The organism is Microcystis sp. LE19-8.1F (assembly GCF_027531715.1).
Classification (GTDB): domain Bacteria; phylum Cyanobacteriota; class Cyanobacteriia; order Cyanobacteriales; family Microcystaceae; genus Microcystis; species Microcystis wesenbergii_A.
Genome location: NZ_JAPZSO010000105.1, coordinates 1 through 11,387, shown reverse-complemented (window position 1 = coordinate 11,387; position 11,387 = coordinate 1). Strand labels below are relative to the sequence as shown.

Genomic DNA, 11,387 nt, shown 5'->3' with positions numbered 1-11,387 from the left:
TTCTCTTAACTGTAATTACCCCTCTGATTATCTGTAGCATAGCAGCAAATTTAGGACTTTCTGTTAATTGGGTGGGCGTGGTGTTGGGCGTGGCGTCGGGCGTGGCGTTCGGCGTGGTGTTGGGCGTGGAGTGGGGCGTGGTGTTGGGCGTGGAGTGGGGCGTGGCGTTCGGCGTGGAGTGGGGCGCGGTGTCGGGCGTGGTGTGGGGCGGGGTGTGGGGCGCGGTGTTGGGCGTGACGTCGGGCGAGGCGTTGGGCGTGGTGTGGGGCGTGGTGTGGGGCGTGGCGTTGGGCGTGGTGTTCGGCGCGGGGTGGGGCGTGGTGTGGGGCGTGGTGTCGGGCGTGGCGTGGGGCGTGGCGTGGGGCGTGGTGTGGGGCGTGGTGTCGGTCGGGTTGTTGGGCGCGGTGTGGGGCGGGGTGTGGGGCGGGGTGTGGGGCGCGGTGTGGGGCGCGGTGTGGGGCGTGGTGTGGGGCGTGGTGTGGGGCGTGGTGTTGGGCGTGGTGTGGGGCGTGGTGTGGGGCGTGGTGTCCGGCGTGGAGTGGTGGGGCGTGGTGTGGGGCGTGGTGTGGGGCGTGGCGTTGGGCGTGGCGTTGGGCGTGGCGTTGGGCGTGGCGTTGGGCGTGGTGTCGGGCGTGGTGTCGGGCGTGGTGTGGGGCGTGGAGTGGGGCGTGGTGTGGGGCGTGTCGGGCGTGGTGTTTATATTCGCCTTTTTCCGTCTTGATAATTGGCTAATCGGGCTTTTGGCTGGCTCCCAAGGGCGACTTTTTCCCCGTATTACCCCTCTACCGCTGCCGGGGTTAACCTCGACTCTACAACAATGGTTACAGCAAGACTGGGAAACGGCTATTAATAACCTCAATCAATACCTTCGGTACAGCCGCCAGTTTATTCCTGTCCTTGCCGCTGTTAATCGCGTTTTACCGCAATTCCCAGCGGCAGAAATTATCTATCGCGTCTCCCGTCTGGCAGAAAATCCCTCCGATTGGCAATTGTTAAAATATGCGTCGGCGAAACCGTTTTCTTTTCCTGACAGCCAAATCCGTCTAGATACTCCTGCTCGCGCCGCCGCCGCCGGTTTTTGGTATCTTCACCAACAGGACACCGAAAAAGCCGAAAAAGCCTTTGCTGTGGTACGTTCCCTCGCCTACGGGGAAGAAATGTATAGTCTCGCCCAGACTTTACACCGATTTAGTCGGGCAGCAACTTTCGATGGTATCGCTTCCCTGGAGGTTGCCCCCATTGCCGCAGAACCGTCATTACGTCCGCAAACTTGGCAAGCTATCAGCAGTTTAAATCGAGTTATCACAGAAATAGCTTTAGCACAGAGAAGTTACTCCCAAGAGACTAAAGATCGGATTATCGGGGAATTAAGCGATATAATCGACCAACAGGCAGCCAATTTACCCCTAGCAGAAAAAGCATTAATCCTTTCTATCGCCCAAAAATGGAAAACTTGCCTGTAGCTTGTAAGCTAAGACGCATTTAAACCGCTTATTCTTAGATTAGCCGAATCTCCCCCCCTGCCCCTAGGGTTGATTCATAGTAGGGTTGATTCATGAATCAACCCTACCTTGAGGGGGTTTGATCCCCCCTGTCAGCCTTGATAAGGGGGGTTTGATCCCCCCTTAATCCCCCCTTGATAAGGGGGGTTTGATCCCCCCTTAATCCCCCCTTGATAAGGGGGGTGTCTGACAGTTTTTAACACCTACCGACAATCAACCTTACCTTGAGGGGGTTTGATCCCCCCTGCCCCCCTTGATAAGGGGGGTGTCTGACAGTTTTTAACACCTACCGACAATCAACCCTACCTTGAGGGGGTTTGATCCCCCCTGTCAGCCTTGATAAGGGGGGTGTCTGACAGTTTTTAACACCTACCTACTTAGTGCCAGATTAATTTCTTAGCTAGGATAGGCAAGAGGCAGCTGGAAAAAATTCTCCTGTCTCCTGTCACGGCTGCTGGCAGTAAGTAATTTTGCTGGCATCTGATATTCAAACTCAAGCAACTATGTGTCAACTTCTAGGCATGAATTGTAATGTCCCCACGGATATCTGTTTTTCCTTCGAGGGATTTTGTGCGCGGGGAGGAAAAACCGACGAACATCGAGACGGTTGGGGAATTGCTTTTTTTGAGGGTTTAGGTTGTCGAACTTTTATTGATGTTAAACCCTCGATCGCTTCTCCGATTGCGGAATTAATTAAAAACTATCCCATCCATTCTACCAATGTTATCGCCCATATTCGCAAAGCTACCCAAGGAGAAATTAAACTAGAAAACTGTCATCCTTTTCGGCGGGAATTGTGGGGAAAATATTGGGTTTTTGCCCATAATGGTCATTTAGAAAATTTCTCACCTCCTGCGGGAGATTTTTATCAACCGGTTGGGGACACGGATTCGGAAAAAGCTTTCTGTTTAATTCTTAATACCCTACGAGAGACTTTTCCCCAGGGCAAACCTTCCCTAGAGCAACTTTATCAAGTCCTAAAAACTATCACAAACTCTATCGCTTGTCAAGGAATTTTTAATTATCTTTTATCCGATGGTGAACATTTTTTTGCCCATTGTTCGACGAAATTAAGCTATATAATCCGTCAGTATCCTTTTGCCGCCGCTCATTTAATTGATGAAGATGTGAGCGTTGATTTTCAAGCTTTAGCTCGTCCGGGCGATCAAGTGGCAATTATTGCCACTACACCCTTAACTGATAATGAAGTTTGGACAGCGATTAATTCAGGAGAATTATTAGTTTTTCAGGAGGGCGCAGCAATTTTAAGTTAATCTTACCAGTGGTCACTTTGTCGAGATTTTTCTAAGTCAATTAACTGAGTTTTTAGCCCTAACCAATCTAATTGATTGGCGAGGCAATCTGAACCAATTTTTCCCGCTTCTAGATAAATAACTCTCTCGGCAAATTCCTCTAAAAAATCTAGTTGATGATTGACCATAATTATTGTCATTGAACTTTGATTGTTTAATACTTCTAATAACCTGGTGGCCGTGCCTGTATCTAAAGCAGAGGTGGGTTCATCTAATAACAGTATGCTCGGTTCTAACAGCAAAGCTCTGGTAATTGCTACTAATTGTCTTTGTCCTAAAGATAATTCTAGCTCCCCGCGCTCAAACCACTGTTGAGGAATTTTTAATAGGGATGTCCAATGGTCAATTCTCTGATTAATTTCCGCAGGAGTAAATTTTTTCAATTGCAAAGGATAAGCGAGAGCATCTCGAACAGTCATCCCTAATAACTTCGACTCTTGTGGCAATAAAACTATCTGTTGTCGCAGGGAAATAACCGGTATTTCCTTAATCGATTTACCGTGAAAATAAATATTTCCCGTGCTGGGTTCCTGCAAACGATTTAACAATCGCAAAAGAGTCGTTTTTCCTGCCCCAGATGCTCCGACAATAGCTAACTTTTCTCCTTGCTTGATGCTAAAAGTAATATCTTCTAACAGATAAGCACTGCCCCGTCGGATAGCTAAATTTACTTGCTGTAGTTCTAAAATCAAGATTGGTCTTTTCCTTACTTAGTTCAAGTTTATTATATAATAAAAATAGCCCAATGAGTTCGGCAGGTATTCCCCATGGTTAGTCAAGTTAACAAAACCGAGATTATCTATCCTGAGAGCGACGGTAAACCGATGGCAGATAATACTAAACAATTTAACTGGATAGTAACGATTAAGCAGAATCTCGACTGGTTATATATCGATGATCCCCAGGTATTTGTAGCGGGGGATCTGTTGTGGTATCCCGTGGAAGGCCAGCCGAAAATTGCTGCCGCTCCTGATACGATGGTAGTATTTGGCAGACCGAAAGGCGATCGAGGTTCCTACAAACAATGGCAAGAAGATAATCTTGCTCCTCAAGTCGTCTTTGAGATTCTTTCTCCCAGTAACACCTCCATCGAAATGGCCAAAAAATTGCTATTTTATGATCGCTATGGAGTCCAAGAATACTACGTCTATGATCCCGATGATAATAGTCTAGAAGCTTGGCAGCGAATTGGTGACAGTTTAGACAGTGTTAGTGAGGTTAATAATTGGGTGAGTCCCCGTTTAGGCATTCGGTTTGACTTAACCGACGAGTTAAAAATTTATCGTCCTGATGGTACTCAATTCTCGTCCTACAGCGAAATTAATCAACTACTGGAGCAGGAAAAGCAACGGGCTGAAAATGAACGGCAACGGGCTGAAAATGAACGCCAACGGGCTGAACAGGCCAATCAGCAGTTAGTAGAAATGGAAGCAAAACTGCAAAAATATCGTCAACTTTTTGGAGAATTACCTAACTAGGGTTTGCGGCAAAAAGTTTGTTGGTGGGGGCAGGGGGGGTGTGGGGTTTTACCCATTTTCAGGGAAAAAGTGCCTAAATTTCCCCCCCCGATCACCCCAAGGTCTGGCACTTTTGGCTTTCAAAAAGGTCTAAAAGTTTTATCCAACAAGGTTTTTAGATTTAAGTAGGTAGGCGTTAAAAATTATCAGACACCACCCTTATCAAGGGTAGGGTTGATTCATGAATCAACCCTACCTTATCAAGGAGAGCAGGGGGGATCGAACCTAAAATCCATTTTTAATTTAATTATAACCAGCTACTTATTTAGCCAGCCCCAACTAAAATCTGAACCAGCGACGGGAGTATAACGAAAAAAGAGGACTGGTTAGTCCTCTTAACAAGATTAGTTTTCGCTAAATGATAAACACAGAATGATTGCCAGGCCTAGTAGGCTAGACCCATACTGCGGGTGGTTTCTGCTCCGAGATAAACCCGAATGCTTAAGAAATCCGTCGGACAAGCGGTTTCGCAACGTTTGCAACCAACACAATCTTCCGTGCGGGGGGAAGAGGCAATCTGGGCAGCTTTACAGCCATCCCAGGGGACCATTTCCAGTACGTCGAGGGGACAAGCCCGAACGCATTGGGTGCAACCGATACAGGTATCGTAAATTTTAACGCTATGAGACATTGAATTATGACTCCTTACCGAGTGTTCTCCATGTTAAATTTCGGGTTTATCGGTTAGTTTACCTTACAGCGATCTGTTCATCGCTCGATCGGTGACATAACTTTAAACTCTGTAACACTTAGGGCAAAATGGCGATCGCTAGTTGGGGATCGGGCAATCCTAGAAATAGCCTTAAAGAATTGCTTGCCGGGGTTACGGGGGGAACCGAAAAAGGTAATCTGGATCGCAAGATAATTTATTTCGTTTTCCAGTATGACAGAAATAGCGATCGAATCGATCCTACAGGAAAATCGGCTGTTTCCTCCCAGTGCCGAATTTTCTCAGAATGCCACAATTAAAAGCTTTGAAGAATACCAGCAACTCTACGCCAAAGCCAAGGCCGATCCCTCGGCTTTTTGGGCCCAATTAGCCGAAAAAGAATTACATTGGTTTGAAAAATGGTCAGAGGTTCTTGACTGGCAGCCCCCCTTTGCCAAATGGTTCGTCAACGGCAAGATTAATATTTGTTACAACTGTATTGACAGACATCTCACCACCTGGAGACGCAATAAAGCCGCCATCATCTGGGAAGGAGAACCGGGAGACAGCCGCACCATTACCTACGAACAGCTACACCGAGAAGTCTGTCAATTTGCCAACGCTTTAAAAGAATTAGGCGTTAAAAAAGGCGATGTGGTCGGAATTTATATGCCGATGATTCCCGAGGCGGCCATCGCTATGTTAGCCTGTGCCAGAATTGGTGCGCCCCACAGTGTAGTTTTTGGGGGATTTAGTGCCGATGCTTTGCGCGATCGTCTTAATGATGCGGCCGCTAAGGTGGTAATCACTGCCGATGGTGGTTTCCGCAAGGATAAAGTCGTTGCCCTCAAGGAACAGGTAGATCTGGCTCTAGCCGATAATAGCGCCCCCAGTGTGGAAAAAGTTCTCGTTGTTCAGCGCAGCAAGGAACCCATCAATATGGTTGCCGATCGCGATTACTGGTGGCATGATCTACAAAAACAGGTATCTGCTAACTGTCCGGCCGAACCCATGGATAGCGAAGATATGTTATTTATCCTCTACACCAGTGGTTCCACCGGCAAACCGAAAGGAGTCGTCCACACCACCGGCGGTTATAATCTCTACACCCATGTCACCTGCAAATGGATTTTTGACCTGAAAGACACCGATGTTTACTGGTGTACTGCCGATGTGGGTTGGATTACCGGCCATAGTTATATCGTTTACGGACCGCTTTCCAATGGTGCCACCACGGTAATGTATGAAGGGGTTCCCCGTCCCTCTAATTTAGGCTGTTTTTGGGATGTAATTGAGAAATATCGCGTTAATATCTTTTATACTGCCCCCACTGCTATCCGCGCTTTTATCAAAATGGGTGAAGATATCCCCAATAGCCGGGATTTATCCTCTTTGCGCTTACTGGGAACCGTGGGAGAACCGATTAACCCGGAAGCGTGGATGTGGTATCACCGAGTTATCGGTAAGGAAAAATGTCCGATTGTCGATACTTGGTGGCAAACGGAAACCGGGGGAATTATGATTACTCCCTTACCCGGGGCAATTGCCACCAAACCGGGGTCAGCAACCCTACCTTTCCCCGGTATTATGGCCGAAGTGGTGGACTTAGAGGGCAATCCCACCCAAGCGAATGAGGGGGGTTATCTGGTGGTCAAACATCCCTGGCCCGGTATGATGCGAACAGTCTATAAAAATCCCGAGCGCTTCCGCAATACCTACTGGGAACATATCGCCCCCAAAGATGGCCAATATCTCTATTTTGCTGGAGATGGTAGCCGTCGGGACGAAGACGGTTATTTCTGGGTAATGGGGCGCGTTGATGACGTGATGAGCGTTTCTGGCCACCGTTTAGGGACAATGGAGATCGAATCAGCTTTAGTATCTCATCCCGCGGTAGCGGAGGCGGCTGTGGTGGGACGACCGGATGAAATTAAAGGGGAAGAAGTCTATGCTTTTGTGACTCTCGAGGGGCATTATGAAGCGAGTCCGGAGTTAGCGAAAGCATTAAAGGATCACGTTGTCAAGGAAATTGGCATTATTGCCCGACCGGGAGAAATCCGTTTTACCGATGTGCTGCCAAAAACGCGATCGGGTAAAATTATGCGTCGTCTCTTGCGAACTTTAGCATCAGGTCAAGAGATTTCCGGTGATACTTCTACTCTAGAAGATCGATCGGTTTTGGATAAATTACGGCAAGGTGCCTAATTTAATTACTGGTTTTTCCTAGCAGTTAGGGTGAGGAATCAGAGTTAATCTTATCTCACTCTAACGGGAGTGATTATCGGTGAACATATTTGCTCAAGCACCAAATCTATAGCTAATAATAAATCCTGTTTAAAAGGTATAGGGGAAGTGGGGAAGTGGGGAGAAACAATCCATAACTTGGGAGTTAATCACAGGATTAAAAACGGATTTGGTATAATGATAAAGATAAGAGCGAAGGGAAATTATAGGAGTTTAATCAATGACCACCACCACTACTACCGATAATGATTTAAAAAGACTAGAAGATTTAATCCTCAATGGACAGAAGATAATCGAACATCGATTCAACGAGATCGACAATCGACTCACTACCATGGACAATCGACTGATTGAGGTGGACAATCGACTCACTACCGTGGAAACTCGACTGATTGAGGTGGACAATCGATTGAAGGTGATCGAGAATGGACAAGCGGAAATGAAAGCTGATGTCAAAACTGTTCAAAAAGATACTACCGATTTAAAGATTGAACTCACGGAAGTTAAAGGTGATATTAAAACTCTTGATAGTAAATTTGATGACATGAATAAACGCTTAGAGAAAGTCGAAGGAACCCAAAAGAATCAAATTTGGACATTGATAACTGTCTTAAGTGGTTCCCTACTAGCTGTGGGATTTAGAAGTTTTTTTATCGACAATAATCCCTAATCTCAGCAAGAGAATTGCTATATAACACTTTTATGAGAAAGGCTGTTAATTAATCGTCGCTGTTCCCTGTTCCCTTCTCTTAGGATTAACTTGAATTTTGTCGGGCTACTTCAAATTACCTCATGAGAGTAGGAAATTACCTAAAAAAAGGAAAAAGGGAAATATATTCCCTTTTTCTGGCTTTTATGGACCCATATCCTAAACCGCTTCGGGTTTAACACCTCTTTGGTCGAGAATTTTCTGTAATTCTGCTTCGTCGGTTTTGGTCAAAGAAGTGCGTAATACTTTACCTCCGTAGGGGGCCACTTCATCGAGGACCTTATCGGGGGTAACTTTTTGGACGAGAACAAAGAGAGCAGATGTACCTGGCTGCATGGTTTCTCCCAATTCCCGCATAAAATTGTCATCCACACCGATATCACTTAAAGCACCTCCCAAAGCGCCACCAGCAGCACCGAGGACGGCCCCTAATAAAGGGGATAAAAAGAGCATTCCGATTAATAATCCCCAGAAACTGCCACTAGCGGCTCCCGCTGCCGTTAAATTGACCGCTTGCTTGAGTTTAATCTCGCCATCTTTGTTTTTAACCACTACGGCGGCATCTTCTAGCTCGATGAGATGTTCCCGTTGCAGTTTAGCCAAAGTTAAACGAACTTCTTCTGCTTTAAATTCGTCCTCATAGGCGATGACAAATAGATCAGCCATAGTTTTTCCTCGATTATTAGCAAATAAAACTTTTATACACTACTTTTGCCGGATTAAAAAGTTTGAGGTATTCTCCGATACCTGAAACCCATGGAGATTAGGTGTCATAAATACGAGCTTCAAAAGCATCGGGATTTTCTTGACAGTATTCCTCAAAATAGGTTTTTTCCGGTTTTTTAGCGCGTTGGTGTGCCAATTCTGCCTGTAATTCCTCAACAACATCCCAAGCTGCGGCACAATCGGGAGAATTTCCCCCTTTTTCAGCACATACTGCCCGGGCAATATCTCTAGCTTTGATAATCTCCGCTTCTAAATCAAGACTGCGGGGCTTTTCGACGGCGTTACCTTTATGGAGGATGTCACTAACAGATATAACACCGAGCAAACCGCCTTTAATTACCGGTGCGAAACGAATACCGGTATTAGCAAATAAGCGAGCTACATATTCAACCCCGAGGTCGGGATTAATCACGATGCAGGGTTTGCTCATCACTTCATAGACTCGCACCTTTTGCGGATCTTGACCGAAAGCGACGACTTTATAGACAATATCGGTTTCAGTGATAATTCCGTAAGCATCTTCATCGTGACGGCGATCAACAATGAGAGTTCTAATGTTCTTTTCTCTCATCAATTGTACTGCTTTGGCGACGGTTTCAGAACCTTTAATCTTGGCCACCTCCGTGGTCATAATTTCAGCTGCTTTCATGGTCATAGTTGGAGAAGTTAAGTTGTGCCTTTGTTATTTTAGGACATAAACTGACCCCTAATACTGACGGCTGACGGCTAAAAAACCGCTCCCTGATTAACGCCATTCTACCAGTTGTCGTTCTTGGACAACCAAACCATATACTGTTTCGGTTTGACGGGCTAAATTCGCCCAATGAAAGCGTTTTTCTAGGTCTTCGTAGGCGTTATTAGCTAATTCGTGGGCGTATTCAGGATGATTTAAAACCTCTAAAATGCCCCAAGCGAGGGAATCAGGATTATTGACGCGGGTGACAATTCCCGTTTGGCCATGACGGACAACTTCGGGAAAACCGCAGGTATCGGAAACTACCACGGGAACCCTAGCGGCGAAACTTTCCAGGGCGACAATGCCAAAAGGTTCGTAAAGACTGGGAAAAACGGCACAATCGGCCACGGTTTGGAAGCGATCGAGGTTTTCATCGGACATAAAGCCCGTAAAATAACAATGATGCCAGATACCGAGATGCCAGGCCTGTTGTTTGAGTTTGTCGGTATTGCCGCCACCGATAATGACAAATTTAGTTTTAGCCCCAGTCTGGGCGAGGACTTTTGGGGCAGCGTTGAGTAACACCGAAACCCCCTTTTCAAAGGTCATGCGCCCGACGTAATAGACGATTTTTTCGTAATCTTCGGCATATTGATGACGAAAAGCTCGGTAATCAAAGTTAGGGTCTCTTTGCTTTTTCTCGGCCCGAATACCGTTATAAACCACATCGATTTTATCCCAGGGTGCGCCCAAGGCCCGATGGACTTCATGACGCATATAGCCGGTACAGACGATGACGCGCCAAGCATTATAGACGAGGGTTCCCTCTTTGCCGGCGATATAGCGTTGGGTGTCGGTGTGCAGTCCGTTATAACGTCCGTATTCCGTGGCGTGAATCGTGGCAATCAGGGGTATTTTAAAGAGATGTTTCAAGGCGATGGCTGCATCCCCTACTAACCAATCGTGGGCATGAACAAGGTCAAATTTTCCGTATTCGGCGATTAGTTTGCCGCCCTGTTGCCCCATGCTGTTATTCATGTTGACCACCCAATGGAAAAAGTCATTGCCAGGGGGTACGGGGACGCGGTGGATGTGAATACCTTCCACCAGTTCATAACTGGGGGCCTGACCGAATTCGATCGTGATTAAATGGACTTCATGACCGAGTTTGACGATTTCGGGATAGAGTTCGGCGACATGACGGGCGATACCGCCCACTAATCGCGGTGGAAATTCCCACGCCAACACTAAAATCCTCATTTTTCCCTAACCTCGACCTGATTTAAGCTGGTAAGTAATCATTACATCCCCATGGTATCTATTTTGGCTCTGGTTTCTTCCTCTAATTGCCACTCTCCCTGCGCCAGTCTTGAGAGGATTTCTTGTCGCCACTTGCTTAATTGTTCCCGAAAAGCGGCCGTTTGTAGATCGTTGCGCCAGAAAATTAGGGCTGATTCGCCAGTTTGCGGATAATAATTTTTACGCTCTCCAGCGATGCGGAAGCCAAAATGCTCGTAGAGTGCGATCGCTGACTGGTTCGACACCCTCACCTCTAGCGTAGCCCTTTCCAGTTGTCTTTGTACAGCCTTTTCAAGCAGTTTGTAGAGAAGCAGTTTTCCTAATCCTTGTCTTTGATAGTCGGGATAAATTGCCAGGAGGGTAATATGTGCTTCTTCGAGAATTGCCCAAAAACAAGCCAATCCGATTAGGGTTTCGTCCTTCTTGTCCAGGGTAAGAATTAATAATTCACTGTTGGGGCTGTTTAATTCCCGTTCATAACCAGATAGGGTCCAAATACCGCCGAGACTGGTGCGATCGAGTGCCACCATGGCGGCAAGATGTGCGGATTTTGGGGTTTTAATCTGTATTTTTGGCATTTATCGGGGAAGGGAGCAGGGTGGGGGGTGTGGGGTGTGGGGTGTGGGGTGTGGGGTGGGGGGTGTGGGGTGTGGGGTGTTTGGTGTGTGGGGTGTTGTGTGTGGGGTGTGGGGAGGTGCGGGTGTGGGGTGTGGGGTGTGTGGAGAAGGGAGTATAAATAAAAATATTCTCTC

12 protein-coding genes are annotated in these 11,387 nt (G+C 46.8%); 6 read left to right on the top strand and 6 right to left on the bottom strand.

The genetic code is table 11. The features are described 5' to 3' along the window. Both O9334_RS10780 and O9334_RS10775 read left to right on the top strand, forming a co-directional pair. Nucleotides 1–1,463, top strand: a 1,463-nt coding sequence (locus O9334_RS10780; RefSeq protein ID WP_288000266.1) for a hypothetical protein, incomplete at its 5' end; no start/stop codon positions are given. A gap of 542 nt (nucleotides 1,464–2,005) precedes the next feature. Continuing rightward, a complete protein-coding gene (locus O9334_RS10775; protein WP_288000265.1) occupies nucleotides 2,006–2,776 on the top strand; it encodes a class II glutamine amidotransferase in 771 nt (256 codons plus the stop codon). Nucleotides 2,777–2,778: 2 nt separating this feature from the next. On the opposite strand, the gene O9334_RS10770 is transcribed toward O9334_RS10775, so the two are convergent. Beyond that, on the bottom strand, nucleotides 2,779–3,507 hold the full coding sequence (locus tag O9334_RS10770; RefSeq protein WP_288000264.1) for an ABC transporter ATP-binding protein: 729 nt from the start codon (nucleotides 3,505–3,507) through the stop codon (nucleotides 2,779–2,781). Nucleotides 3,508–3,582: 75 nt separating this feature from the next. Here O9334_RS10770 and O9334_RS10765 point away from each other — a divergent pair, with 75 nt between their 5' ends. Beyond that, nucleotides 3,583–4,293: a Uma2 family endonuclease gene (locus O9334_RS10765; RefSeq protein ID WP_288000263.1), complete on the top strand. Its 711-nt coding sequence runs from the start codon at nucleotides 3,583–3,585 to the stop codon at nucleotides 4,291–4,293. Between the two features lie 424 nt (nucleotides 4,294–4,717). On the opposite strand, the gene psaC is transcribed toward O9334_RS10765, so the two are convergent. Continuing rightward, nucleotides 4,718–4,963 (bottom strand): photosystem I iron-sulfur center protein PsaC, encoded by a 246-nt coding sequence (gene psaC / locus O9334_RS10760; protein WP_002764973.1) that lies wholly within the window; start codon nucleotides 4,961–4,963, stop codon nucleotides 4,718–4,720. Between the two features lie 252 nt (nucleotides 4,964–5,215). Between psaC and acs the strand changes: the two genes are divergently transcribed. Together acs and O9334_RS10750 are read left to right on the top strand one after the other, a co-directional pair. Beyond that, nucleotides 5,216–7,186, top strand: a complete 1,971-nt coding sequence (gene acs, locus O9334_RS10755; protein ID WP_288000262.1) for an acetate--CoA ligase — start codon at nucleotides 5,216–5,218, stop codon at nucleotides 7,184–7,186. A 259-nt stretch (nucleotides 7,187–7,445) separates the two neighbouring features. After that, entirely contained in the window at nucleotides 7,446–7,895 is a 450-nt protein-coding gene (locus O9334_RS10750) for a hypothetical protein (protein WP_288000261.1), read from the top strand. Between the two features lie 198 nt (nucleotides 7,896–8,093). On the opposite strand, the gene O9334_RS10745 is transcribed toward O9334_RS10750, so the two are convergent. From O9334_RS10745 to rimI, 4 genes are all read right to left on the bottom strand, one after another. Further along, nucleotides 8,094–8,600, bottom strand: a complete 507-nt coding sequence (locus O9334_RS10745) for a DUF1269 domain-containing protein (RefSeq protein ID WP_045357132.1) — start codon at nucleotides 8,598–8,600, stop codon at nucleotides 8,094–8,096. A gap of 97 nt (nucleotides 8,601–8,697) precedes the next feature. Next, the gene (locus O9334_RS10740) at nucleotides 8,698–9,315 is read right to left on the bottom strand and encodes a CP12 domain-containing protein (protein WP_036388153.1); all 618 of its coding nucleotides are present in this window, start codon (nucleotides 9,313–9,315) and stop codon (nucleotides 8,698–8,700) included. Nucleotides 9,316–9,405: 90 nt separating this feature from the next. Then, nucleotides 9,406–10,596, bottom strand: coding sequence for a glycosyltransferase family 4 protein (locus O9334_RS10735; protein WP_045357137.1), 1,191 nt, complete (start codon nucleotides 10,594–10,596; stop codon nucleotides 9,406–9,408). A gap of 41 nt (nucleotides 10,597–10,637) precedes the next feature. Further along, a complete protein-coding gene (gene rimI, locus O9334_RS10730; RefSeq protein WP_045357139.1) occupies nucleotides 10,638–11,213 on the bottom strand; it encodes a ribosomal protein S18-alanine N-acetyltransferase in 576 nt (191 codons plus the stop codon). Here rimI and O9334_RS10725 point away from each other — a divergent pair. Then, nucleotides 11,164–11,387 (top strand): hypothetical protein (locus O9334_RS10725; RefSeq protein WP_288000260.1); only part of this gene is annotated, 224 nt, incomplete at its 3' end. The two genes, rimI and O9334_RS10725, sit on opposite strands and share 50 nt — an antisense overlap.

Bases quoted from the DNA above. Each gene is read 5' to 3' on its own strand.
- O9334_RS10775 (WP_288000265.1), top strand. From the start codon at position 2,006: ATGTGTCAACTTCTAGGCATGAATTGTAATGTCCCCACGGATATCTGT.
- O9334_RS10765 (WP_288000263.1), top strand. From the start codon at position 3,583: ATGGTTAGTCAAGTTAACAAAACCGAGATTATCTATCCTGAGAGCGAC.
- psaC (WP_002764973.1), bottom strand. From the start codon at position 4,963: ATGTCTCATAGCGTTAAAATTTACGATACCTGTATCGGTTGCACCCAA.
- acs (WP_288000262.1), top strand. From the start codon at position 5,216: ATGACAGAAATAGCGATCGAATCGATCCTACAGGAAAATCGGCTGTTT.
- O9334_RS10750 (WP_288000261.1), top strand. From the start codon at position 7,446: ATGACCACCACCACTACTACCGATAATGATTTAAAAAGACTAGAAGAT.
- O9334_RS10745 (WP_045357132.1), bottom strand. From the start codon at position 8,600: ATGGCTGATCTATTTGTCATCGCCTATGAGGACGAATTTAAAGCAGAA.
- O9334_RS10740 (WP_036388153.1), bottom strand. From the start codon at position 9,315: ATGACCATGAAAGCAGCTGAAATTATGACCACGGAGGTGGCCAAGATT.
- O9334_RS10735 (WP_045357137.1), bottom strand. From the start codon at position 10,596: ATGAGGATTTTAGTGTTGGCGTGGGAATTTCCACCGCGATTAGTGGGC.
- rimI (WP_045357139.1), bottom strand. From the start codon at position 11,213: ATGCCAAAAATACAGATTAAAACCCCAAAATCCGCACATCTTGCCGCC.